General features: G+C 64.6%; 24 protein-coding genes. 8 read left to right on the top strand and 16 right to left on the bottom strand.

Features of this window, described 5'->3' with window-relative positions; translation table 11 throughout:
- Nucleotides 1–50: 50 nt before the first annotated feature.
- Nucleotides 51–1,877, bottom strand: a complete 1,827-nt coding sequence (locus tag LH20_RS02550) for a DUF885 domain-containing protein (protein WP_053556035.1) — start codon at nucleotides 1,875–1,877, stop codon at nucleotides 51–53.
- A 68-nt stretch (nucleotides 1,878–1,945) separates the two neighbouring features.
- On the opposite strand from LH20_RS02550, the gene LH20_RS02545 reads away from it, so the two are divergent.
- Entirely contained in the window at nucleotides 1,946–3,013 is a 1,068-nt protein-coding gene (locus LH20_RS02545; RefSeq protein ID WP_053552877.1) for a quinone-dependent dihydroorotate dehydrogenase, read from the top strand.
- Nucleotides 3,014–3,038: 25 nt separating this feature from the next.
- Here LH20_RS02545 and LH20_RS02540 read toward each other — a convergent pair whose 3' ends face one another.
- The gene (locus LH20_RS02540; RefSeq protein ID WP_235527089.1) at nucleotides 3,039–3,755 is read right to left on the bottom strand and encodes an extensin-like domain-containing protein; all 717 of its coding nucleotides are present in this window, start codon (nucleotides 3,753–3,755) and stop codon (nucleotides 3,039–3,041) included.
- Nucleotides 3,756–3,792: 37 nt separating this feature from the next.
- Entirely contained in the window at nucleotides 3,793–5,184 is a 1,392-nt protein-coding gene (locus LH20_RS02535) for a cytochrome P450 (protein WP_053556034.1), read from the bottom strand.
- 178 nt (nucleotides 5,185–5,362) lie between these two features.
- Between LH20_RS02535 and LH20_RS02530 the strand changes: the two genes are divergently transcribed.
- Nucleotides 5,363–6,208 (top strand): hypothetical protein, encoded by an 846-nt coding sequence (locus LH20_RS02530; protein WP_144423491.1) that lies wholly within the window; start codon nucleotides 5,363–5,365, stop codon nucleotides 6,206–6,208.
- 4 nt (nucleotides 6,209–6,212) lie between these two features.
- On the opposite strand, the gene LH20_RS02525 is transcribed toward LH20_RS02530, so the two are convergent.
- The 7 genes from LH20_RS02525 to LH20_RS02495 all read right to left on the bottom strand — a co-directional run bounded on the left by LH20_RS02525 (nucleotide 6,213) and on the right by LH20_RS02495 (nucleotide 13,845).
- Nucleotides 6,213–7,541, bottom strand: coding sequence for a dicarboxylate/amino acid:cation symporter (locus tag LH20_RS02525; RefSeq protein ID WP_144423490.1), 1,329 nt, complete (start codon nucleotides 7,539–7,541; stop codon nucleotides 6,213–6,215).
- Nucleotides 7,542–7,613: 72 nt separating this feature from the next.
- Complete coding sequence (locus LH20_RS02520; RefSeq protein WP_053552874.1) at nucleotides 7,614–9,398, bottom strand: SLC13 family permease; 1,785 nt, start codon at nucleotides 9,396–9,398, stop codon at nucleotides 7,614–7,616.
- Nucleotides 9,399–9,405: 7 nt separating this feature from the next.
- Nucleotides 9,406–10,482, bottom strand: a complete 1,077-nt coding sequence (gene aroC, locus LH20_RS02515) for a chorismate synthase (RefSeq protein ID WP_053552873.1) — start codon at nucleotides 10,480–10,482, stop codon at nucleotides 9,406–9,408.
- A 3-nt stretch (nucleotides 10,483–10,485) separates the two neighbouring features.
- The gene (locus LH20_RS02510; protein ID WP_158501086.1) at nucleotides 10,486–11,016 is read right to left on the bottom strand and encodes a GNAT family N-acetyltransferase; all 531 of its coding nucleotides are present in this window, start codon (nucleotides 11,014–11,016) and stop codon (nucleotides 10,486–10,488) included.
- Nucleotides 11,009–11,836 (bottom strand): SDR family oxidoreductase, encoded by an 828-nt coding sequence (locus tag LH20_RS02505; RefSeq protein ID WP_053552872.1) that lies wholly within the window; start codon nucleotides 11,834–11,836, stop codon nucleotides 11,009–11,011. Before LH20_RS02505 ends, LH20_RS02510 begins: the two co-directional genes overlap by 8 nt.
- Nucleotides 11,833–12,918 carry a YihY/virulence factor BrkB family protein gene (locus LH20_RS02500; protein ID WP_083455250.1) on the bottom strand — a complete coding sequence of 362 codons (1,086 nt, stop codon included), beginning with the start codon at nucleotides 12,916–12,918 and terminating at the stop codon, nucleotides 11,833–11,835. Before LH20_RS02500 ends, LH20_RS02505 begins: the two co-directional genes overlap by 4 nt.
- Before the next feature lie 3 nt (nucleotides 12,919–12,921).
- The gene (locus tag LH20_RS02495; RefSeq protein WP_053552871.1) at nucleotides 12,922–13,845 is read right to left on the bottom strand and encodes a DnaJ C-terminal domain-containing protein; all 924 of its coding nucleotides are present in this window, start codon (nucleotides 13,843–13,845) and stop codon (nucleotides 12,922–12,924) included.
- Between the two features lie 169 nt (nucleotides 13,846–14,014).
- Between LH20_RS02495 and pdxH the strand changes: the two genes are divergently transcribed.
- Nucleotides 14,015–14,593, top strand: coding sequence for a pyridoxamine 5'-phosphate oxidase (pdxH, locus tag LH20_RS02490; RefSeq protein ID WP_053552870.1), 579 nt, complete (start codon nucleotides 14,015–14,017; stop codon nucleotides 14,591–14,593).
- Nucleotides 14,590–15,414 (top strand): PhzF family phenazine biosynthesis protein, encoded by an 825-nt coding sequence (locus tag LH20_RS02485; protein ID WP_053552869.1) that lies wholly within the window; start codon nucleotides 14,590–14,592, stop codon nucleotides 15,412–15,414. The genes pdxH and LH20_RS02485 overlap by 4 nt, the downstream gene beginning before the upstream one ends.
- 31 nt (nucleotides 15,415–15,445) lie before the next feature.
- On the opposite strand, the gene LH20_RS02480 is transcribed toward LH20_RS02485, so the two are convergent.
- Nucleotides 15,446–16,600 carry a serine hydrolase domain-containing protein gene (locus tag LH20_RS02480; RefSeq protein WP_053552868.1) on the bottom strand — a complete coding sequence of 385 codons (1,155 nt, stop codon included), beginning with the start codon at nucleotides 16,598–16,600 and terminating at the stop codon, nucleotides 15,446–15,448.
- Between the two features lie 8 nt (nucleotides 16,601–16,608).
- Here LH20_RS02480 and LH20_RS02475 point away from each other — a divergent pair, with 8 nt between their 5' ends.
- A complete protein-coding gene (locus LH20_RS02475) occupies nucleotides 16,609–17,010 on the top strand; it encodes a hypothetical protein (RefSeq protein ID WP_235527088.1) in 402 nt (133 codons plus the stop codon).
- A gap of 16 nt (nucleotides 17,011–17,026) precedes the next feature.
- Here LH20_RS02475 and LH20_RS02470 read toward each other — a convergent pair whose 3' ends face one another.
- The 5 genes from LH20_RS02470 to LH20_RS02450 form a co-directional block, all read right to left on the bottom strand.
- Nucleotides 17,027–17,962, bottom strand: coding sequence for an alpha/beta fold hydrolase (locus LH20_RS02470; RefSeq protein WP_053552867.1), 936 nt, complete (start codon nucleotides 17,960–17,962; stop codon nucleotides 17,027–17,029).
- A 95-nt stretch (nucleotides 17,963–18,057) separates the two neighbouring features.
- Nucleotides 18,058–18,519 (bottom strand): hypothetical protein, encoded by a 462-nt coding sequence (locus tag LH20_RS02465; protein WP_053552866.1) that lies wholly within the window; start codon nucleotides 18,517–18,519, stop codon nucleotides 18,058–18,060.
- Nucleotides 18,516–19,400 carry a pirin family protein gene (locus tag LH20_RS02460; protein WP_053552865.1) on the bottom strand — a complete coding sequence of 295 codons (885 nt, stop codon included), beginning with the start codon at nucleotides 19,398–19,400 and terminating at the stop codon, nucleotides 18,516–18,518. The genes LH20_RS02465 and LH20_RS02460 overlap by 4 nt, the downstream gene beginning before the upstream one ends.
- A gap of 19 nt (nucleotides 19,401–19,419) precedes the next feature.
- A complete protein-coding gene (locus LH20_RS02455; RefSeq protein ID WP_053552864.1) occupies nucleotides 19,420–19,776 on the bottom strand; it encodes a DUF2200 domain-containing protein in 357 nt (118 codons plus the stop codon).
- 9 nt (nucleotides 19,777–19,785) lie between these two features.
- Nucleotides 19,786–20,064, bottom strand: coding sequence for a BolA family protein (locus tag LH20_RS02450; protein WP_442800447.1), 279 nt, complete (start codon nucleotides 20,062–20,064; stop codon nucleotides 19,786–19,788).
- A 28-nt stretch (nucleotides 20,065–20,092) separates the two neighbouring features.
- On the opposite strand from LH20_RS02450, the gene LH20_RS02445 reads away from it, so the two are divergent.
- From LH20_RS02445 to cobS, 3 genes are all read left to right on the top strand, one after another.
- Nucleotides 20,093–20,683 (top strand): DnaJ domain-containing protein, encoded by a 591-nt coding sequence (locus LH20_RS02445; protein WP_053552862.1) that lies wholly within the window; start codon nucleotides 20,093–20,095, stop codon nucleotides 20,681–20,683.
- Between the two features lie 11 nt (nucleotides 20,684–20,694).
- Nucleotides 20,695–21,132: an ester cyclase gene (locus LH20_RS02440; RefSeq protein ID WP_053552861.1), complete on the top strand. Its 438-nt coding sequence runs from the start codon at nucleotides 20,695–20,697 to the stop codon at nucleotides 21,130–21,132.
- A 248-nt stretch (nucleotides 21,133–21,380) separates the two neighbouring features.
- Nucleotides 21,381–22,370 carry a cobaltochelatase subunit CobS gene (gene cobS, locus LH20_RS02435; RefSeq protein ID WP_053552860.1) on the top strand — a complete coding sequence of 330 codons (990 nt, stop codon included), beginning with the start codon at nucleotides 21,381–21,383 and terminating at the stop codon, nucleotides 22,368–22,370.
- Nucleotides 22,371–22,441: the final 71 nt, after the last annotated feature.

Genomic DNA, 22,441 nt, shown 5'->3' with positions numbered 1-22,441 from the left:
CGTATAATTTTCCTTTTGTTGCGGTGCGTCAAGCCGCAATTTATCCAAAGCTATTCCTTTTCACCAGCCATCCAGCCATCGACCCGACGCTCCAATATGTCGAGCGGCACGGGCCCCGATTGCAGCACGACATCGTGGAAGGCGCGAATATCGAAGCGATCGCCGAGCGCCGCCTCGGCGCGGGTGCGCAGCTCCATGATCTTGAGCTTGCCCACTGTATAGGCGGTCGCCTGTCCCGGATAGACGATATAGCGCTCGACCGCTTTCTCGATATCACCGTCAGGATTGGGAGTGTTGGCCTTCAGATAGGCGATCGCCTGGGCGCGGCTCCAGCGTTTGTCGTGGATTCCAGTATCCACGACGAGCCGGCACGCGCGCCACAGCTCCATGCCGAGGCGGCCAAAATCGCTGTAGGGATCGGTGTAGAAACCCATGTCCTTGCCCAATTCCTCCGCGTAGAGGCCCCAGCCTTCGGTATAGGCGGTAAAATTGCCGAAGCGGCGAAAAGGGGGCAGGCCTTCGAGCTCGGTTTGCACCGCGCGCTGCAAATGATGACCCGGGATGCCTTCGTGGTAGACCAGCGCCTCGAGCTCGGTCTTCGACATGTCCTTAAGGTCATAAAGGTTGACATAATAGGTGCCCGGCCGCGTCCCGTCGGGCGAGGGCGACTGATAAAAGGCCTTCCCCGCCGATTCCTCCCTGAACGCTTCGACCGCCTTCACCTGCAGCGGCGCCTTGGGCAGGGTGTTGAAGAAGGCAGGTAATTGCGCCTCCATCGCCTTCACATGTGCGTCGACCTCGGCAAGATAGGCGCTGCGCGTCGTGTGATAATATTGGGGGCTTGTGCGCAGATGGTCGAAGAATTGCGCCAGCGTACCCTTGAACCCGACCTTCGCCATTATCGCCTGCATCGCGTCGTGGATGCGGGCAACCTCGGACAGACCGAGGTCGTGGATCTGCTGCGCCGTCATGTTGGTGGTCGTATAGCTGGCGAGCAACGCCTGATAATAGGCCGCACCGTCGGGCAGCCGCCAGACGCCGTCCTCACTCGGCGCCGTAGCCTGCTGGCGCTCCATTTCGGCGAGCAGACGCCGGTAGGCGGGATACGCATGATCCTGCCAGGCTGCCTGAGCATCGCTGACGAGCCGCGCCTTCGCGTCCGCGTCGATGTCGAGTTTCGAGACCTTTGCCGAAAAATCGGCGAGCACCGCATTCGGTGCAGGGCGGGCTGGATCGCTCGTCGTCAGGTTGCGGATATCTGCGATGACGTAGCCATAGACCCATTGAGGCGGCTGAATACCCCGCGCCGCACGTTCGGCGGACTGCGCGCTCAACGCGTCAAGCAGTGGGCCCATTCCTTTGATACGCTCGATATAGGCGAGTGCGTCTTCGGCACCGGTGACGCGGTGAATATTGATCAGAAAGGCGGGCATCTGGCTCTGCGACCCGCTCATCTGGTTGAAAATATAGCTGTAGTCACGGAACGGAAACAGGCGCGCATTGCGTTCAGCCTGCGCGTTGAACAACTCGAACGACAGCGCATCGTTGGCATCAAGCGCCGCGGGATCAAAGCTGGAGCGCATCGCGGCCGCCGACGCCTGCAACAGCTTGTCCCGCGCCACCGCAGCCTCGTCACCGACATCATCCCAGCGGCCATAGTCTTCGTCGCGGATGCCGCGATAGGCTTTCGCCTCTGGGCTCAGCGACAGCTGCGCCGCGTCATATTTCCGGAAGAACTCGTCGAGGCCCGCGCCCGCAGGCGCCGGCTCCTGGGCGGCCGGCGCGGCAGCCACCTGCGCATTTGGGGCAGCGCACCCCGACAGGGCGAGCGCGGCGACGCAGACGGAGGCAGCAAGGGCAAGGCGGCGATGCGACACGATTTTCTCCCGATTTTTCGGCCATCGCGGGCTTGCCATAGCGCCCCGCGCAGCGCAATGGCGGGCCCATGTCGCTTTTCGCTTCCGCCGCCGATGCCGCCTATGCCTGCGTGCGCCCGCTTGTCCACGCGAGCGATGGCGAGGCAGCGCATAAACTGACGCTCCGCGCGCTCCAGCCGCTACCCCGTGCCCGGCGCGCGCTGACGAGCCCGGCGCTTGCGACCAGGCTCGCCGGAATCGCCTTTCCCAATCCGGTTGGGCTTGCCCCAGGCTTCGACAAGGATGCCCGCGTCGCCCATGCGATGCCGCACTTTGGCTTTGGCTTCGTCGAGGTCGGTACGCTCACCCCTCTGCCGCAGGAGGGCAATCCGCGCCCGCGGCTGTTCCGGCTGGTCGAGGACGGTGCGATCATCAACCGCATGGGCTTCAACAACGGCGGTCAGGCAGCGGCAGCCGAGCACATTGCCTGCCTGCGCTCTTTTGGTCTTCCCGTACCGCTCGGCATCAATATCGGGGCGAACAAGGACAGCGCCGACCGCATCGCAGACTATGCGAAGGGCACCGCGGCCATGGCGCCGCTCGCCGACTATCTGACGGTAAATATCTCATCGCCGAACACGCCTGGACTTCGCGCGCTCCAGGACAAGGGCGCGCTCGAGGCCTTGCTCGACGCGGTCGCGGCGGCGCATGGCGAGACACCGAAGCCGGTGTTCCTGAAAGTCGCGCCGGACCTCGCACCCGCCGACATCGACGACATCGTCGCGGTTGCGCTCGACAAGAAGCTGGCGGCGGTGATCGTGTCGAACACGACGATCGAGCGTCCGCCGCTCGCCTCGCGCCATGCGGGCGAAGCGGGTGGCCTCTCGGGCGCGCCGCTTGGCAACCTCGCGCTCCAGCGGCTCAAGGATTTTCGGACCGCGAGCGGCAGCGGGCTGCCGCTGGTCGGCGTCGGCGGCATTGCGACTGCCGAACAGGCGTGGGAACGCATCCGCGCCGGGGCGAGCCTCATTCAGATCTATTCGGCGATGGTGTTCGAAGGACCGGGCCTTGCCCGCCGCATCGCGCGCGGGCTGGAGCGTCTTGCTGCCCGCGACGGCTTTGCGAAGGTGTCCGATGCCGTCGGGACGGCTGCCTAAGCGGCAGTTCCCCTTGAATCGAATTCTAGTGGCAAATCGTCCAGCCCGCCGTCCGCACTGCCATGTCGAGGTGGAAATGATCGGCGTGCGCTTCGTTATAGTCGGGTGAGAGGACGGTCGAGAACAGGCCGCACGATTCATCGCGAACCGCGCGGAGAAACTCGCTGCGCACATCATTATCGTCCCAGTCGCCGATCAGCGAGATGCGCGTCCCGTCGGCAAGCATGAAGGCCGAAATGTCGATTGCATTGGCAGTGGAATGCTCGCTCTGCGCTGGGCGTCCAGCGATCGTCCGGCAATTGTAGGCACCGAGGTTTTCCATTTCGACCACTCGCTGCCCGAAATATTTGCGCGCAAGCGGTTGGACAATATCGCGGGTCCACAGGATCATCGCCGCGGTCACCGCGCACCCCGGCGCGGCATTCGCGGGACGCATCGTCGGCACGAAGCGATTGCCGGTCAGCAGCATGCGCTGCGAGGCGCGGCAGGCGCCCTTTCCCATTGGCGGCCTTCGCAAATAGCCGGCGCCCGCCCGGTCGAAGGCCGCAAAACATCCCGCATCGTCTTCCACAAGCGTCGCCAGCTTGCGGTGCGTTGCCCAGCCCTGCCGGTGCGCAAGCTCGAAACGGGCGGCAGGGTTATGCTCAGGATGCGCGCGCAGCCACGCCATGCCGCGGATTGCAGCGAGCGTGAGCAGGACGGCGATGCCGAACCAGAGCAGATAGGGACGCAGGCTTGCCATCCTCCCCAACTGGGGCATCGCGCGCCGGGCGGCAAGCTCAGAGCGGCTGGAACGTCACCACAAGCCCGTCCTTGGGACGTGGAATCGGCAATATTTGCCACTCCGGCTCATACCCCTGCGCGACGACGATACGGTGCGTCGTGAGCACATGATGGAAGAAGATTTTCGCCTGCATATATGCAAAGTGCAGCCCGAGGCACATATGCGCGCCGCCGCCGAAGGGGACCCATGCATATTTGTGCCGCTCGCGCGCGACCTCGGGCGAAAAGCGCATTGGATCGAACTTTTCAGGCTCGGGCCAATGCTCCTCCATCATGTGCGTGAAGGCGGGACTGACCCCGACCGAGGTGCCCGCAGGAATTCGGTAGCCCCCGAATTCGAAATCCTTGAGCGCCCGGCGCGGGAAGCTCGGCACGGGGGGCACGAGCCGCAATGCCTCCTTGAAGGCCCATTCGGTAAGCTCAAGCTCTCCGAGGCTGTTATGCCCGACGCCCTCGCCCGCCGGCGCGACGCGCAGCATCTCCTCACGCAGCCGGTCCTGCCATTCGGGATGATCAGCAAGCTGCCAGACGAGCGTGGTGATCGAGCTGGTGATGGTATCGTGCGCGGCCATCATCAGGAAGTTCATATGGTCGACGATCGCATCGACCGGCAGATGATCGCCATTGTCGTCGAGGGCACGGCAGATCTGGCTGAAAATGTCGGCGCCTGAGCCTTCGCGGCGGTCGGGCACCATCCGGCTGAAATAATCGACCAGATAGGCACGGCCCTTTGCCCCGCGGCCCATCGCAGTGAAGGGGAGCGGCACGCGCACGACGCCTATCGACGCCTGCACCATGTCGACGAAGGCCTTGTTGACCTTGTCGGCCTCGGGTCCCCACGGAATGCCAAGAAAACTGGTCGCGGCGAGATCGAGGGTCAGTTCCTTGATCGCCGGATAGAATTTGAAGGTGCTGCCGCTCCATGCTGCGACGCGATGTCGGATCCCCTCGTTAAGCGATTCAGCATAGTGGCGCATCGGTTCGGGTTTGAAGGCGACCGACAGCGTCTTGCGATCGGCGCGATGCTTTTCGAAATCCATCAGCATCAGCCCGCGCGGGAAGAGCAGGTTGAGAACCGGACCCCAACCTTGTTCGGACGAGAAAATCTTCTCGCGATCGAACATCACCAACTCATTGGCGTCCGGTCCGTGAAGCGAAACGCTGCGTCCGCCAAAGCTGTTGTTGCGATAAACATGGCCATATTTTGCGACCATGCGCCGCGTGAAGGCAGGATAGTCGCGAAGTTGGTCAAGCGTGTTGCCGAGGATCGGCAGACCATCCTCGCCGGGAATATGATCGAGCGCGCTGTCGGGGTTGCGCGGCAGCCAATGCTGCGTATCGGGACCAAAGCGCGCTTCCGACCATTCGATCCGTGCAGGGGCATTCATCGCGATCAGCATCCTCTGTCATTGTGGCTTTGGATCAGCCTATCCAACTACTGACATCAATGCAAGTAATGCGTGAAGGCGGGGCCCGGTCCCATTCACCGCAAATTCAACTCGACTCGCGCATTCCGGGTTTCAAGACAGAGTGTCCTCATCATGGGCTCTCATAAAGGACAAGATGATGGCCAGCATATTTCGGCGCCCCTTCTCCCTCGCCATCGGCGCGCTGGCGACCAGCACGCTCGGCGGCTGCTATTACGGCGACGTCTACGGGGCAAGCTACGCTTCCTCGGGCGTGTGTGCGGGCGATTATTATGACTATGATCCCTACGCCTATGACGACGGATATGGCTATGATTGCTACGATTCGGGCGACTATGGCAGCGGTTTCGTGCAGATCGGTTTCGGCGGAGGGTGGTACGACAGTTATTATTACCCTGGCTATGGCCTGTGGATGTTCGACAGGTACCGCAATCGCTATCCGCTAAGCGGCCGCCATCTGAACTATTGGGGTGGCCGCCGCGCCTGGTGGCGCCATCACGGCGGAAAGGGTGGCAGCTACGGCGGCCGACCAGGTCGGCCGGGCGACCACAGCAAACCGGACGGGCACGGTGGCAAAGGCGATCATCAGGGCCGGCCGGGACGCCCCGGTGGCTGGAGTGGAAATGATGACGCAAACCGGCCGCCGCACGGCACGCGGCCTGGAAGTCCCAAGCCCCCGCCCGCGGCAACGCGACCTGACGGGAAGAAACCCCAGATCCGCTCGGTGTTGACGGGTCGTCCTGCGCGCGATGCGGCGACGCCGCGGCCGCCTTCGGCGAGTAAGCCGACCGCGCGTCAGCCTGTCGCCAGGCCAGAGCGCAGCGCGCCCGCGGCGCGCGGCGCGCCGGCCGCTCGCCCTGCTCCGGCTGCTCGCCCTGTCCCCCCGCCGCGCGCCTCTGCGGAACGTCCCGCGCCGCGCGCCGAACGCCCGGCCGCAGCGCGTCCGAACCGCGGTGACCGCATCCGCGCGCAGCGCGATCAATAGATGATCAGGCGGGCGGCGGTGCCTCCGCCGGCGTCTCATCGACGCCCGCCGCCACGACGGTCGCCGCGACCAGATCGCCGATGACGTTGAGAACGGTTCGGCACATGTCGAGGAAGCGGTCGACGCCCAGCACGAGGCCGATCCCCTCGGGGGGGACCCCGACCGAGGCGAGAATCAGCGCGATGACAGGTAGCGATCCCGCGGGAACCCCCGCGGTGCCGATACCGCCGAGAATGCAGACGAGCATCACGGAAATCTGCTGCGTCAGCGTGAGATCTATACCGAAAAATTGCGCAAGGAAGATCACCGTGACGCCCTCGAACATCGCGGTGCCATTCTGGTTCGCGGTGGCCCCGATCGTCAGCACGAAACGCGCAACCCGGTCCGGGAGCCGAAGCTGATCGTGCGCAACCCGGAGCGACGTTGGCAGCGTCGCATTCGACGAGGCGGTGGCGAAGGCCATTACGAAGGCCTCCTGTGTCTCGCGGAAGAAGGCGACTGGCGATTTCCGCGCGAGCGTTTTCAGGATGATCGGGAAGATGACGAACATCTGGAGCCCCAGCGCGAGCAGCACGACCCCGACATAGGCCGACAGGCGGACAATCAGGTCCCACCCAAATTGGGCCGCAAGGTTGAACATGAAACAGAAGATCGCAATCGGCGCGAGCTGGATGACGAGCCCGATCAGCTTCATCGCCACCTCGAAGACGCCTTCGATCGCGGTTTTGAGCACCTGCGTCTGCGGCGTCTGGACGAGCATCAGCCCGATGCCGAAGAAAAGCGCAAAGAACATCACCGCAAGCACGTCGTTCTGGCTCATCGCATTGAAGAAATTGTCGGGGACGATCGCGACGACCGCCGCGACTCCCGATTTCGACTCATGCGCGCTCTGGATGATAGTGCCCGCGCGCGCCGCGCCTTCGGCAAGCAGCGTCTTGGCAAGCACGGGGTCAACGCCCGCCCCGGGCTGAAGCAGATTGACGACCACCAGGCTGACCGCGACCGCAATCGAGGACACAACGACGGTGTAGACAAGTGTGCGTAGCCCGACGGTCTTGAGCGCGCGCATTTCCCCCATTTCGGCGACGCCCACGATGAGTGCCGACACGAGTAGCGGAATGACGAGCATGAAGAGCAGCCGCAGGAAAATCTGCCCGACCGGTCCCGTGACATAGGTGGTAACCGCACCCACCCAGGGCGCATCCGCGGCGCCGTAATAGACCGCCAGCCCCGCGAGCAGGCCCGCCATGAAGCCGATAAGCATCCGCCATTGCAGGCGTCTGGCGCGCGCCTCTTCTCCCCCGGCCGGCGCCACGATGCTTGCTTCGGCCATCAATGTCTCCCCTTGTGCGAACATGAAGCGCGCGACCCTAACGGCGCGAGAGAAACCGCGCAACCGCCGCTGTCAGGTCAGAAATATGACAATCGCAAGGCAGCTCGAGATGCCCGTGATGATGTTGAGCGGTACCCCGATCTTGACGAAATCGACGAAGCGATAGTCGCCCGCGGCATAGACGATGGTGTTGGTCTGATAGCCGATCGGCGTTGCAAAACAGGCCGACGCGCCGATCATCAGCGCGATGACGAGGGGTCGCGGATCGACGCCGAGCTCGGCAGCAAGGGCAAGCGTAACCGGGGTCATCAGCGCCGCGACAGCATTGTTGCTGAGCAGCTCGGAAAGGATCAAGGCGGCAAAGTAGATGCCGAAAACCAGCACCCAGCGGGGTGCATCGGCGAGAAGCGGCTCGACCCCCCCCACCATCATCGCGACCGCGCCGCTCTTTTCGAGCGCGAGCCCGACCGCGAGCATTGCGAAAATCAGGATCAGCACATCGCCATCGATCGTGCCCCATGCCTCGTCGCTGTCGATGCAGCGAGTGACGAGGATAACCCCGATGGCGATAATGGCCGCGGCGCCAATCGGCATCACGTCGAGCGCCGCAAGACCTACGACACCCGCCATGCACAGGATCGCGATCCACGCCTTGCGGCGGCGAAAGGCCCGCGTCTTGGCAAGGTCGGCGCCAATCAGCCCAGGGTTGTCGCGCAGCGCCTCCACCTCGCGCGGACCGCCAGTAACGAGCAGTCGGTCAGCAGGGCGAATACGTACATTTGCAAGGTCAGGGCCCGCTTCGTGGAGCGGCCGGTCGAGCCCGATGATGCGCGCGCGGATTTTCTGGAGAAAGGGGATATCGGCAAGCCGCTGGCCGATCGAGGGATGGGTCGGCGCGATCATCGTTTCGACCACCATGTCGTTCGCAGACGGTGTCCCGCCGCCGATCCCGAGGAGGAAACGCCTCTGCTCGCGCCAGGTCATCAGCGTCTGACCGTCGATGCGCACGACGAGCCGGTCGCCCGGCGCCAGCGTCCAGTGGTCGAGCTCGGCGCCGTGGACCACAGTCGCGCCGCGGCGCACTCCGACAACGCGGCCTGAGCGCGGCAGATCGCGAAACGCCTCCACCGTCATGCCAACAAGAGCATCGTCATCGCCGAGCACAAGTTCGGTCAGATACTGGTGCGCGTCGTGCGTCCCCGCCGCACCGGGGATCGGTTTGTCACTCGGCAGCAGCCACCACATCATTGCAAGCCCGATCATACCCGACGCAGCGGTGACGAGGCCGATCGGCGTGATCTCGAAAATGCCGAAGCGCGGCATCCCGGCGTCGCGGACGATGCCGTCGACGACGAGGTTGGTCGAGGTTCCGATCAGCGTCAGCGTGCCCCCGAGCACCGCAGCAATCGAGAGCGGCATCAGCAATTTTTTCGCGCTGATCCCTGTCACGTCTGCCAACTTCATCATGATCGGCAGGAGCACGACGACAACAGGCGTATTGTTGAGAAAGGCCGAGGCGACGAGCGCACCGAGCAACACCTCGACAATGGCGAGACGTGGCTGTTTTTCGGCCCGCGCCATGATGGCGTCGGCGACGCGCTGGATCACGCCGGTGCGAAGGAGCGCACCCGATAGCACGAACATCGCGCCGATGACGATCGGGGCCGAGTTGGAGAAAACCGAATAGGCCGCCTCGGCATCGAGGATGCCAAGCGCGAGATAGGTGCAGGCGCCGAGAATCGCGATCACGGTCGCTGGCAATCGTTCCAGCAGAAATCCGACAAACATCGCGGCCAGAATCAGGAGCGAAAGCGCCGCCTGGTGCGCCTCGATGGCCGCGCGCACCGCCTCGATCATGCGTGCCTTACCCGCATTGGGCGCGGTGGAGCAGTTTATGGTCGGCAAGGACCAAAGCCATCATCGCCTCGACGACCGGGGCCCCGCGGATGCCGACGCAGGGGTCGTGACGGCCCTTGGTGACGATATCGGCCGCCTCGCCGGCGCGATTGACGGTGGGAACAGGGGTCAGGATCGAACTTGTGGGCTTGAAGGCGACGCGCACCACCACCGGCTGCCCCGTCGAGATGCCGCCTGCAATACCGCCCGCATTGTTCGACAGGAAATCGGGTCGATTGCTGCCGTCGGTCGCTGGTCGCATCGCGTCGGCATTCTCCTCGCCGCGCAGCCGCGCCGCGTGGAAGCCGGCCCCGATTTCGACGCCCTTCACGGCATTGATTCCCATCATCGCGGCGGCAAGGTCGGCATCGAGCTTGGCGTAGACGGGCGCCCCCCAGCCGGCAGGAACCCCGCTCGCTGCACATTCGATGACGGCCCCCAGCGAACTGCCCGCCTTGCGCGCCCTGTCCATCATGCCTTCCCAGCGCTGCGCAGCAGCAGGATCGGGACAGAAGAAAGGATTGCGGCCTATCTCTTCGAGATCGAAGTTCGCAGGATCGATTGCATCCCCGCCAATCTCGGCGACCCATGCATGGATCTGTACCTCGGGGATTACGAGCCGCGCTACCCCGCCCGCCGCGACCCGCGCCGCGGTCTCGCGTGCGCTCGACCGGCCGCCGCCGCGATAGTCGCGAATCCCGTATTTGGCGTCATAGGAATAGTCCGCGTGTCCCGGCCGATAGGCCTGCGCGATCTCGCCATAGTCTTTTGAGCGCTGATCGACATTCTCGATCATCAGGCTGATCGGAGTGCCGGTGGTCTTGCCCTCGAAAACCCCTGACAGGATGCGGACCTGGTCAGGCTCCTGCCGCTGCGTCGTGTGTCGCGACTGGCCCGGACGACGCTTGTCCAGGAACGGCTGGATGTCTGCCTCGGAGAGCGACAGACGCGGCGGACACCCGTCAACGACCGCGCCGAGCGCCGGTCCGTGGCTCTCGCCCCAGGTCGTGAATCGCAGTACACGTCCAAAGCTGTTGAAACTCATCGCCTATCCCATCCGGCCGAATGCGGGTGCATAATCCGCCCGTCCGCCTAGCGGCCAGGGTGCATCCGAGTCCAGCATCATCGCCATGAAATGCGGCCCCGCAAAAGGTGAGGCAAAGCGGGCTGCGAGGAGGGGCGAATAGCCAAAGCGCGGATAATAGGTCTCGTGACCCAAGACGAAGCTGATGGCGACGCCGCTCGCGCGCAAGGCGTCCAGCCCCGCCCGGATCAATGCATCGCCAATCCCAAGCCCCTGCCGTTCGGGCGCGACCGACACGGGCGCAAGGCCTCCGGCGAGAAGCTTGGCGCCGTCGGCTTCCACGTCCATCCGGCTGAAAAGCAGATGTCCGGCGATTGTCCCGTCCGCTTCGGCGACGAGCGAGACAAGCAGATCGCCATCGGCTTCGATCCTGCGCACAAGTTCAGCTTCGCCCTGGTAGCCGAATTCGGAGCCAGCAAAGGCCGCGCGAATGATCGCGTCAATCGCCTCGCCATCCGCCGCCGCTGCGGCGCGGATGACGATGCCGTCAGGCAAGTGCGATATCCGGCGCGTCTTCCTGCTTCATCCCAACGGTGTGGTAGCCCGCGTCGACATGGTGCGTTTCGCCCGTGACGCCCGAGGCAAGATCGCTCAGCAGATAGAGCGCCGAGCCGCCGACATCGTCGATCGTGACGTTGCGGCGCAGCGGGGCGTTGAATTCATTCCACTTGAGGATCAGGCGGAAGTCGCCGATTCCGCTGGCCGCCAAGGTCTTGATCGGTCCTGCCGAAATGGCGTTCACCCGCACCCCCTGCGGGCCATAGTCGTTCGCAAGATACTTCACGCTGGTCTCCAGCGCCGACTTGGCGACGCCCATGACATTGTAATGCGGGATGACCTTCTCTGCGCCATAATAGCTCAGCGTCAGCAGCGAGCCGCCACCCTTCCCCGTTTCAGGATCATAGGGCGTCATCATCTTCGACGCGCGCTGCGCCACGGCGGTGAAGCTGTAGACGCTGATGTTCATCGTCATCAAAAAGTCGTCAAGGCCGATATCGGCATAATGACCGCGCAGCGCCTCCTTGTTGGTGTAGCCGATCGCGTGAACGACAAAATCGATCGTCGGCCAGCGCGCGGAGAGCGTCGCGAAAGCCTTGTCGAGATTTGCCATGTCGGAGACGTCGCAGTCGATGAGGAAATCGCAGCCGAGTTCGTCGGCGAGCGGCTTCACCCGCTTCAGCATCACATCGCCCTGATAGCTGATGGCAAGTTCGGCCTCCGCGCCGTGCAGCGCCTTGGCAATGCCCCATGCGAGCGATTTGTCGTTCGCAAGGCCCATGATCAGCCCGCGCTTGCCCTTCATCAGACCCGTCATTTGGTTTCTCCGACCTTATTGTCTTCCACGATGGCATCGTCCACGCGCCCAATAGCGTCGTGCCCCAAATCCTCAACCTCGACGAGCGCGGCGTTCAGCTCGGCGCCGATCACCATACCCAATCCGACAAGGTAGAAAAAGAAAAGCGCGACCATGACGCCGGCCAGGCTGCCATAGGTCGCGTCATAGCTGAGCAGGCTGGCCAGCAAAGGCGGAAGCGCCAGGGTGACCCCGATCCACCACAGGGTGGTGAACAGTGCACCCGGCCATTTGGGGCAATTTTTCTGCCTGCGATACTTGGCCGGCGTGAGCGAGTAGAAGAGGAGGTAGATGGCGATGAAAAGTCCCAGCCCCGAAACGCTGCGCGAGATCAGCACGACCCCCGCCGCCTGAAATTGCGCCGGCAGCACCCGCGTCACGAACTGCTCGATACCCACGATCAGCACCTGCATACTGAACGAAAGAAGCATCAGCACCACCGCACCGGTGATGATACCGATCGACAGCAATCGGTAATGAAAGAAGCCGCGGCTGAAATGGGTGCCGTAGGCACGGCGGAGAATGTCCCGGATTGTCTCGACGAGGCTGCCGACGGTCCACAATGCGACGAGCGCGCCAAGCCATAGAAAAAGACCGGTGCGCGCACCCATGACCTCGCGAATCGGTCCCGAAAGCGCCTTGGCGACGGTCGGCGGCATGATCGAAAAGACCGCGTCGATCGCAGCCTCGCCCCCTGCGCTCCCGCCAAAGAGGCTGAGGGCCGCCGCGAGAAGAATGAAGAAAGGAAAGAGCGCGATCAGCGCGAGATAGGCTAGATTGCCAGCATGAATGAAGCCGTCGGTATAGGTGCCGATGATCACCCGGCGGACGATGTGAAAGGCGCGCGTGCCCGGCCCGAGCCGCTCACGCCCCCGCTCGATGATGCCCTGTGCGCGGGCGCGCAAAAGCGTCCGCTTGGCGCGCTCGGCGCGCGCTTCGGGCGAATGGGGCGAATGACCCTCTGCGAGAAATTCCCTGCCGACTTCCTCGGCAACTTCGCGCTCGATCGCGGCGGCGGAGTCCGTCTGGCTGCGATCACCCACGCATCACACGCCGAGCTCGGCCCTGACCGGCCGCTTGTCGGTCCATTGGTCCACGAGCTTCACCAGCCCGGCATCGTCCTTCGGCAAGTCGATCATCAGCCGGACCAGCTGGTCGCCGCGCCCGCCTCCCTTCTGGCTGAAGCCCTTGCCCTTGAGCCGCATCACCCGGCCCGAGGACGAGCCCGGCGGAATTGACAACATCACCGGCCCATCGACTGTGGGAACCTTGACCTTCGCGCCCTTGACCGCCTCGCCGAGCGTAATGGGCAAGTCGAGGCGGATGTGGGCACCGTCGCGCTCGAAGAAGGGATGGTCCTTGACGGTGATCGTAACGATCCCGTCACCATTGCCGCCTGGCCCCGGCTGTCCCTTGCCCGCAAGGCGCATCTGCGTCCCCGTTTCGACCCCGGCGGGAAGCTTGAGGTCGATCGTCTTCCCGTCGGCCAAAGTGATGCGCTGCATCGCCTGCGTCGCGGCATCGACAAATGAGACCGAAAGGCGATAGGCGACGTTGGCGCCCTTGGGGGGCGGCGCGCTGCGACCCCCGAAACCGCCAAAGGGGCTGCCGCCGCCGCGGCCGCCGAACAACCCCTCGAAGATATCGCCAAAATCGGCGCCCTCGCCGCCAAAGCCTGCGAAACCGCCCTGTCCCCCGCGCGGGTCGCCGCGAAAGCCGCCGCCGCCGTAGCCGAATGGCATGGCAGGATTGCCGTCGGCGTCGATCTCGCCGCGGTCGAACTGGGCCCGCTTCGCCTTGTCGGAGAGCAGATCATAAGCCTTGGTGACGTCGGAGAATCTCTCCGCCGCTTTCGGATTGTCCTTGTTCCGGTCGGGGTGCAGCTCTTTCGCGAGCTTGCGATAGGCCGACTTGATTTCAGCTTCGCTCGCCGTTTTCGCGATGCCGAGGGTGGAATAGGGATCTGCCATTTTTCTCCTGTAGCCCGATAAGATGTTGGCCGGAAAGGCCCGATTGCGCGCGCGATGTGGGAATGAGAGGAAAGCCGGTCAAGTTCCCCGGCGCTCCTCTCCCTTGCTCCCCCGGACCCTGGCCGGCTTTTGCTCGACCGCGGAGCGGCGGCGCAGTAGAAGCCGGGCCATGACGACAAACCCCTTCGCCCTGTTCGACAGCTGGTTCGCTGAAGCGCGCGCCAGCGAGCCCAATGATTCGAACGCGATGGCGCTTGCCACCGCGACCCCGGACGGCCGCCCCTCGGTTCGCATGGTGCTCCTGAAGGGACACGGGCCCGACGGCTTCGTCTTCTACACCAATCTCGACAGCCGCAAGGGCAGCGAACTCGCCGAAAACCGGCAGGTCGCGCTGCTGTTTCACTGGAAGTCGCTGCGCCGCCAGATTCGCATCGAGGGACCGGCCGAGCCCGTTGCGGACAACATTGCCGACGCCTATTTCGCAACGCGCAGCCGCGATAGTCAGCTTGGTGCCTGGGCGAGCGACCAGTCGCGTCCGCTCGATAGCCGCGCGACCTTCGAGGCCCGCTTCGCCGAGGTGCAAGCGCGTTTCGCGGGACAGGACGTGCCGCGCCCGCCGCGCTGGTCGGGCTGGCGGGTGATCCCCGAGCGGATCGAGTTCTGGCAGGATCGCGCTCACCGCCTCCATGAACGCACCCTCTTCGTCCGCGAAAGCGAAGGCTGGACCAGCGGGCTGCTCTATCCATGAGCTGGCGGCGGCTCCCCATCACGCAGGTCGACGCTTTTGCCGACCGCCCGTTCACCGGCAATCCTGCCGCAGTCATGCCGCTCGAGTCATGGCTCGATGACGCAACGCTGCAGGCGATCGCGGCCGAGAACAATCTAGCCGAAACCGCTTTTCTGATCCCCGACGAGACCGGCGAGGCGGATTATGAGCTGCGCTGGTTCACGCCAGGGGTCGAGGTCGCGCTGTGCGGCCATGCGACGCTCGCAAGCGGACATGCGCTGCTGTCGGCAGCGCCTTGGCGGAGCGACATGCGTTTTCGCACGCGCAAGGCCGGAATATTACGGGTCGCGCGCGAGGGCGAGGGCGAGGATTCGGGCTACCGAATGGCGCTTCCCGCCTATCCGCCTGCGCCGAAAGCGATGCCGGAGATTGTTGGCGCAATGGGCGGCGAGCCGGTCGAAACCTTGTGGCATGAGGGCGGCTATGCGCTGATCGTCTACGCGGACGCCGCGCACGTCCGCGCGCTCGAACCCGATTTTCGTGCCCTCAAAGCCGGCGGCGACCTTCTCTATATCGCAACCGCCCCAGGCGAAGGCGATCCTTCGGGCGCCGACGTCATCAGCCGCGCTTTCGCGCCCGGCGCCGGCATTGATGAGGATCCGGTGACCGGATCGGCGCACTGTGTGCTGACCCCCTATTGGACGGCGCGGCTCGGCCGCGAGGCCTTCACAGCCTATCAGGCGAGTGCCCGCGGCGGCCATGTCGGCTGCCGGCTTGAGGGGGATGCGGTGGAATTATCGGGGAAATGCGTCACGATGCTGACGGGCGAGTTCCTGCTCTGACCCATCCCCTCTTTCGCAGGAGTTGGGGAGCCTAGAACGCCGCCTGCAAATCCGCCAGATGCCGGCGAAGTTCCGGAAACTGGTCGTCCTTCGTGATCCCCAGCCGCACGATCGTCAGGCGCTGCGAGGGCGAGACGATGATGTACTGGCCCTGGTGGCCGATACAGGCGAACAGGTCGTTGGGACCGCGGTCGGGCCACAGCGCGGCGGTTACCCCGGCGGGCCGCGCGCGGTTGAGCCAGATATGGCCGCCGTAGCCGCCGTCCGTTGGCGAAGGCGTCAGCATGAAGCGCATCCAGCTTTCAGGAAGCAGGCGCTGGCCGTTCACCACCCCGTGATTGCGAAGAAACTCGCCAAATTTCGCGTAATCGCGCGCGGTCGCATGCATGATCGAGCCGCCGACCATCGTACCGCGCGCATCGAACTCGGGCGTGAGGCTGGTCATGCCAAGCGGCTCGGTCAGCCGGCCTGCGATGAATTCCCGCACCGCCTCGCGCCGTGCCTCGGGGCCTCGCGCGGGTGTGAGCGTATTGGCGAGAATGTCGGCAAGGATCACGCTCGTCGCCGAGCTGTAGTTGAAAAGCTCACCCGGCCGCGCCACGGCAGGCTTCGCTTCGGCAAAGCCCGCCATATCCTGCGCGCCGCCCCCAAACAGCATTGCCACCGTGTCGCCTGCCCAGACGGGTTCCCCCTCCTCGACGTGCTCGAGCCCCGAGGACATGTGGAGCAGATGCTTGAGCGCGATCGCCCCGCGCGGATCGCCGGTGCGCTGCCACGCTGCGACCGGCGCGGGACCGTCGAGGGATAATTGCCCGTCGGAGACGAGGAATCCGACGAGTACCGCGGTGATGCTCTTCGCCATCGACCAGCTGATCAGCTTGCTGTCCGGGCCAAAGCCCGCGCCATAGCGTTCATAGACGAGTTCGCCGTTGCGAAGCACCAGCAGCGCGCGCGTCTCCCCCACCGCGTCTGCGTCGGTGAACAGCGCGTCGGCCTTCGCCTTGATCGGCGGATCGAGCGCGGGCAGCAGCGGCGGAGCGTCGACAGGCTCGGACGGCAGCGACGCGCCGAAACGCGGTGCGGGCGCGGCGGGCGCCATCGCCCCCTGAACCGCCGCCTGCGTCAGCGGCCAGGCAGCGAGGAGCGCGAGCGCGGCACTTGCCAGCATGGCTTTTTTGGTGATCATGGCGTCCCGTGACTAACACCAACTCGCCCGAGCCGGCAACGCCCGAGCCAATGCCGCAGTTGCCTCCCTCCGGGCGAGCGCGTGGCCGAGCAAGCCGCAGGACGGGATGCCTGCCCTGGGCGCTGATCGCGCTTGCCCTGCTCGCACTCCTGCTCGTCTGGAAACTCCCCTCGTTCAAGGCGCAGGCCGAGCTGGGCTCGGCCTATGCCGCGCGGATCGGCTGCTCGTGCCGCTACGTTCAGGGCCGCAGCCTCGAAAGCTGCCAAAGTGACTTCGAGCCAGGCATGGAGATGGTATCGGTGCGCGAGGATCCCGAGACGAAAACTGTTACGGGCAGCGTCCCGTTGCTCGCCTCGCGCAGCGCGCGCTTTGCGGGCGCAAGCGGGTGCCTGCTCCTACCCGAGGAATGAGGATCGCCTGACCGGTTCAGGCGGTCCCGACCGTCTGCTCGAGAAAGGCGTCCATCGCGGCATTGACCGCCTCCGGCGCCTCCCAGGGCACAAAATGGCCGCAGCCCGGTACTTTTGTGACCGTCACGCCGGGAACGTGCTCCTCAATGCCTTCCAGATTGCAGGCAGGCAGCGCGACATCGTCGAGCGCCCAGATCACGAGCGCCGGAATCGTCAACTTAGGGAAGGGGGCGGCGGGCGGCTCGACGAATGGCTCGTCCATTGCAGGTACGTTCATTGGCGAGGCGCGATACCAGTTGACCATTGCGCGGCAGGCGTCGCGGTCCTCCCAGTCGCTGAGCAACCGGGCGATCTCGTCGGGCGGCTGGATTCCGCCGCTCGGCACGCGCCCCTCGAAGGCGTGGGCGAGGAGGCCCGCGATGCCCTGTTCCTCGAGGATCGCATCGCTCGCGGGGTCACGGAAAATGCGGATATACTGGCTCGCGGCCCGCTGCCTGGCATCGACAGCCAAGAGCCGCTGAAAGATTGCGGGATGCGGCGCATTGGCGATCACCGCGCGCCTCACCCGTCCTGCCCATTCGGGATGCAGGCCGCCGGGCTGGCCGCCGAGCGCCACGCCCCAGGCAATCGCCCCGCCCCAGTCGTGGCCGACGATCGTGAACTCTCCGATGCCCAGCGCGTCGGCCAGCGCAAAAATGTCCGCGATCAGCTTGTCGGGCGTATAGGCTTTTGCGTCCTGCGGCTTGGATGAGCCGCGATAGCCGCGCTGGTCCGGCGCTATGCAGCGAAACCGCGCGGAAAAATGAGGAAGCTGGTGCCGCCATGTGCGGTGCGATTCGGGAAAGCCGTGCAGGAAGATCAGCGCTGGCGCGTCCCTTGGCCCCATATCGACCGCGTCCAGCTCGACGCCGGTCGAAAGCGCCAGCCGCACCTGCTCGAAATCGCCGTTCATGCATCGCTCCTCTGGTTTCATTTCGAAACTGTCTGGCGAAGCGGCGTCCGACAGGCAAGCGCCCAGATCATCGCGCCCGCGGTCGGATCCCCGGATCACACCGGCGGCGTCAGATTATCCGCATCGGTCGGCAAGGTCTTGAAGATCGGCCATTCGACCATGTCGCCCCCTTGCTTGCAGATGCGCGTCGAAATGATCGCCTCGCCCCGCATCACGATCAGCCCGCCATATTGGGCGGCGGGAACGCCAAATTCGATGTCGTTCGAGGGCGGAGCGGTCCAATGGGCGAAAACGACATAGGAATAATCGCCGTTCACAAAGCGCAGCGTCTGGTCCTCGCCGCGCGGATAGAGGGTGCGGTGATAAAAGACGCGGCCGCTCTTAGCATCGGCAACGATCCTCAGTTCGGCCTTTGCCTTCGTCCCATAGCGATAAACGAGTGCACCTTTCTCCTGCGTGACGCGCAGCTCCTTGGCGCCGAAACTACACTCGAAGACCGGACCCGGAAGCGGGGCGGGCGCCGACAGGGCAAGCGCGAGGGCGAGCGCCGCACTCATGGATAGCTCGGTGTCCGCGGCACCTCCGGAATCGGGATGAACTCTTCGCTATCGCCAGGAACGAGCGGGAACTTGCGGTCCTTCCAGTCGTGCTTTGCCGCGGTGATCCGGTCGCGCGACGAGCTGACGAAATTCCACCACAGGTGCCGGGGCGTCGTAAAGGCTTCGCCGCCGAGCAGCATCACGCGCGCGTCGGACGCGGCACGCAGCGTCATCGCTTCGCCAGGCTTCAGGATATAGAGGCTGTACCGCTCAAGGGCCTCGCCATCGAGGCTGGCGTCGCCCAGTGCAACAAGCACCGCGCGTTCATCGGCCTCGGCCTCGATAGGCAGGCTGGCGTCGGCGTTCATCAATATATCGGCGTAGATGGTCGCGCTGTGCTGCGTCGTGGGGGCCGTGGCGCCCCAGAGGCTGCCCATGATAACGCGTGCCGAGACCTTGCCATCCTCGACCAGCGGCAATTCCTCGGCCGCGACATGCTCAAACGCAGGGTCGATCTCTTCCTTGCTGTCGGGGAGCGCGAGCCATGTCTGCATGCCCGAGATCGCCGACCCCGTCGCGCGCTCAGCGGCGGGGGTGCGCTCCGAATGGACGATCCCGCTCCCTGCGGTCATCAGGTTGCATGCGCCGGGGCGGATCGTCGCATAGGTGCCGAGGCTGTCGCGGTGGTCGATCGCTCCCTCGAACAAATAGGTGAGGGTCGCAAGGTTGATATGGGGATGCGGCCGCACGTCCATCCCCTGCCCGATATCGAAATGCGCCGGACCGAACTGGTCGACGAAAATGAAGGGACCGACCATCGTACGTTCCTTGTCAGGCAAGGTCCGCCGCACGTCGAAGGCGCCGATGTCGTGGGTCGAGGGGGTGATGACGCTATACAATCGGAAGTTCCTTCCAGCTCTAGTCGGGCCTCCGCAGGATCTTGTCCATCGCCTTACCCCTGGCGAGTTCGTCGATCAGCTTGTCGAGGTAGCGGATTTCGCGCATCAGCGGCTCTTCGATATCTTCGACCCGGACGCCGCAGACCACCCCCTTGATCAGGCTGCGCGCGCTGTTCATCGCGGGAGCCTCGCCAAAAAAGTGGCGCAAATCTGTCTTGGCCGCGATCAGCTTCTCGAGCTGCTTCTGGCTGTAACCTGTCAGCCAGCGGATGATCTCGTCGACCTCGGCCTTGGTGCGCCCCTTGCGCTCCGCCTTGGCGACATAATGCGGATAGACGCTCGCGAAGCTGTACTGATAGACCCGCTCGCTCCCCATCGACGTCCCCTATTCTCCGGGTGCTTTCGCCCGGATCGCGAGCGCGTGGACGCGCTCTCCAGGCAAATCGCCGAGCGCCTTGTTCACCGCGCGCTGACGCGCGACGCGCGACTGCCCGGCAAAGCCCGCCCATTCGATCGCGAGGCTGAAATGCGATTCGCCGCTGCCGTCGTCCCCCGCATGGCCATGATGCTTCGCGCTGTCGTTGCTGAGAGTGAAGGAAGCACCCGGAAAAGCAGCGGAAAGCAGCCCCTCCATTTCGCGTTGCACTGGACCTTTTTCGCTCATGCCCCCATGTTGGGCACGAAAGCACAGCATGACAAGCCCCCGACCCAACCGATTCCACGGCCGCGTTCCGCGCGAAGCCGCTTGCGCCGTTCCGGGTTGCCGCGAACCCGGCGAGTTTCGCGCGCCCCTCTCGCCCCATCGCTCGCCCGACGGCCCGCCGCCCTGGCGCTGGCTCTGCCTCGACCATGTCCGCGAGTTCAATGCAGGCTATAATTTCTTCGAGGGCATGAGCGCGGACCAGATCATGGCCGCCCAGTCGCCGACCGCTGGCTGGGAGACCGAAAGCCGTGCCTTTCGAGCCGCCGGAAGCGCCGACCTGCCGCCGCGCTGGGCGGATTTCAGGGACCCGATGGACGCGCTGGGCGCCCGGTTCCGTCAGCGGATGGACGAAGCTCGGCGCGAAGCCGCCGATCCGCGCTTCAGCCGCGAGGAGCATCGTGCACTGCAGACCATGGCACTCGCTCCTGATGCCGACCGCGCCGCGCTTCGCCGCCGCTACAGCGAGCTCGTCCGCAAGTATCACCCCGACCGCAACGGCGGCGACCGCAGCCACGAAACGCGGCTTAGCGAAGTCGTCGCAGCATACCAGCTTTTGAGGAAGAGCCGCGTTTTCGCATAGGGAGAGAGGCCATGAGCGATCTCGACGACAAGCGCATCGAAACCGTCCGCCGCCATATGGCGCTTGAGATCACGCATGATTGGGACGGCGTTCTCGCAACCTTCGAACATCCACGCTACGAGCTGCTCGGCCCCGGCACGGTCTTCGATGGCGAGGCAGCGGTGCGCTCCTACTTTGCCTCGTCGCGCGAGCCTTTTCCCGATCAGGCAAACGAAGTCATCGCAATCGCTGCCGATGCCGCAACCGATACGGTTCTGGTCGAATTCTGGCTGACCGGCACGCATCTGGGGCCGCTCAAGCTTGGACTGCGCACAGTCGAACCCACGGGAAAGACTTTCCGCATCCGCATGGCGGCTAGCTTCGAATTCGCGCCCGGTAGCGACAAGATCATCTGCGAGCGCCCCTATTACGACCAGGCTGCGGTGCTGAAGGCGCTCGGCGTCTTCTGAATAAGGCGTTGCAAGCAGCAACCCATGAGGATACGCGCTAGCCGAACTCTCCCACTCCCTCTCCCCTGGGAGGGGCTGCGAAGACTTGGCAGCTCGTTGCCTGGTCGAAGCTGGTTGAGGGGTATGCGGGCCCCTGGCTCGCGCGAAGCTGCGCTTCGCTACCCTCATCCCCCTTCGCCTGGTCGGCCAGCCGGCAAGGCTGCGTATCCTTCTCCTCTCAGGAGAGAAGGTTTGAAAGGCGACCAACGATGACCGATCTCCCCAACAGCCTCCCCGACCATCACGGCTCGACGCTGCTCGCCGCGCCCGATACCGAGGTCGATGCGCGCGAGGTCTTCGGGGTCGACATCGACATGAAGATTCCCGCGTTCAGCGAAGCCGACGAACGGGTTCCCGACCTCGACCCTGCCTATGTCTTCGACGGCGACACGACGCTCGCGATCCTGGCGGGGTTCAAGTTCAACCGTCGTGTGATGGTGCAGGGCTATCACGGCACCGGCAAGTCGACGCACATCGAACAGGTTGCAGCACGCCTCAAATGGCCGTGCATCCGCGTCAACCTCGACGCGCATATCAGCCGCATCGACCTCGTCGGTCGCGATGCGATCGTGCTGCGCGACGGCCAGCAGGTCACCGAATTTCGCGAAGGGCTGCTCCCCTGGGCGTTGCAGACCCCGACCGCGCTCGTTTTCGACGAATATGACGCGGGCCGTCCCGACGTGATGTTTGTCATCCAGCGCGTGCTGGAGGCGGAGGGCAAGCTGACCCTGCTCGACCAGAACCGGGTGATCCGCCCCAACCCGCATTTCCGCCTGTTCGCGACCGCGAACACGGTCGGGCTGGGCGACACGAGCGGCCTCTATCATGGGACGCAGCAGATCAACCAGGGACAGATGGACCGCTGGAACATCGTCGTCACGCTGAACTATCTGCCTGCCGCGACCGAAAGCGCGATCATCCTCGCCAAGGTCCCGGGCACCGACGATGCGACGGTCGCCAATATGGTCAAGGTCGCAGATCTGACCCGCCAGGGTTTCATCAATGGCGACATCTCGACCGTTATGAGCCCCCGCACGGTGATCAGTTGGGCGCAGAATGCCGCGATCTTCAACAACATCGGCTTCGCCTTCCGCCTGTCGTTCCTCAACAAGTGCGACGAGGCCGAACGGATGATCGTCGCCGAATATTATCAGCGGGTCTTCGGCGAGGACCTGCCCGAAAGCGTGATCGGCAAGTGAAGCCCGCGCCCGCGCCCGCCCTCTCCGGCCCGCTCGGCGCGAGGGGCAGCGAGATCTGGCGGCTTGCCGCC

The organism is Sphingopyxis sp. 113P3, assembly GCF_001278035.1.
Lineage (GTDB): Bacteria > Pseudomonadota > Alphaproteobacteria > Sphingomonadales > Sphingomonadaceae > Sphingopyxis.
Note: the sequence above shows the minus strand (reverse complement) of the source record. Positions and strands in the feature narration are given on the sequence as shown.

What these genes read in the sequence shown, in the direction of transcription:
- cobS (WP_053552860.1), top strand. Translation starts at nt 21,381, where the DNA reads ATGACCGATCTCCCCAACAGCCTCCCCGACCATCACGGCTCGACGCTG.
- LH20_RS02455 (WP_053552864.1), bottom strand. Translation starts at nt 19,776, where the DNA reads ATGGGGAGCGAGCGGGTCTATCAGTACAGCTTCGCGAGCGTCTATCCG.
- LH20_RS02545 (WP_053552877.1), top strand. Translation starts at nt 1,946, where the DNA reads ATGTCGCTTTTCGCTTCCGCCGCCGATGCCGCCTATGCCTGCGTGCGC.
- LH20_RS02485 (WP_053552869.1), top strand. Translation starts at nt 14,590, where the DNA reads ATGAGCTGGCGGCGGCTCCCCATCACGCAGGTCGACGCTTTTGCCGAC.
- LH20_RS02495 (WP_053552871.1), bottom strand. Translation starts at nt 13,845, where the DNA reads ATGGCAGATCCCTATTCCACCCTCGGCATCGCGAAAACGGCGAGCGAA.
- LH20_RS02535 (WP_053556034.1), bottom strand. Translation starts at nt 5,184, where the DNA reads ATGAATGCCCCTGCACGGATCGAATGGTCGGAAGCGCGCTTTGGTCCC.
- LH20_RS02505 (WP_053552872.1), bottom strand. Translation starts at nt 11,836, where the DNA reads ATGACGGGTCTGATGAAGGGCAAGCGCGGGCTGATCATGGGCCTTGCG.
- LH20_RS02450 (WP_442800447.1), bottom strand. Translation starts at nt 20,064, where the DNA reads ATGAGCGAAAAAGGTCCAGTGCAACGCGAAATGGAGGGGCTGCTTTCC.
- LH20_RS02465 (WP_053552866.1), bottom strand. Translation starts at nt 18,519, where the DNA reads ATGAGTGCGGCGCTCGCCCTCGCGCTTGCCCTGTCGGCGCCCGCCCCG.
- LH20_RS02540 (WP_235527089.1), bottom strand. Translation starts at nt 3,755, where the DNA reads ATGGCAAGCCTGCGTCCCTATCTGCTCTGGTTCGGCATCGCCGTCCTG.
- LH20_RS02445 (WP_053552862.1), top strand. Translation starts at nt 20,093, where the DNA reads ATGACAAGCCCCCGACCCAACCGATTCCACGGCCGCGTTCCGCGCGAA.
- LH20_RS02470 (WP_053552867.1), bottom strand. Translation starts at nt 17,962, where the DNA reads ATGAACGGCGATTTCGAGCAGGTGCGGCTGGCGCTTTCGACCGGCGTC.
- LH20_RS02440 (WP_053552861.1), top strand. Translation starts at nt 20,695, where the DNA reads ATGAGCGATCTCGACGACAAGCGCATCGAAACCGTCCGCCGCCATATG.
- LH20_RS02525 (WP_144423490.1), bottom strand. Translation starts at nt 7,541, where the DNA reads ATGGCCGAAGCAAGCATCGTGGCGCCGGCCGGGGGAGAAGAGGCGCGC.
- LH20_RS02530 (WP_144423491.1), top strand. Translation starts at nt 5,363, where the DNA reads ATGGCCAGCATATTTCGGCGCCCCTTCTCCCTCGCCATCGGCGCGCTG.
- aroC (WP_053552873.1), bottom strand. Translation starts at nt 10,482, where the DNA reads ATGAGTTTCAACAGCTTTGGACGTGTACTGCGATTCACGACCTGGGGC.
- pdxH (WP_053552870.1), top strand. Translation starts at nt 14,015, where the DNA reads ATGACGACAAACCCCTTCGCCCTGTTCGACAGCTGGTTCGCTGAAGCG.
- LH20_RS02520 (WP_053552874.1), bottom strand. Translation starts at nt 9,398, where the DNA reads ATGATCGAGGCGGTGCGCGCGGCCATCGAGGCGCACCAGGCGGCGCTT.
- LH20_RS02480 (WP_053552868.1), bottom strand. Translation starts at nt 16,600, where the DNA reads ATGATCACCAAAAAAGCCATGCTGGCAAGTGCCGCGCTCGCGCTCCTC.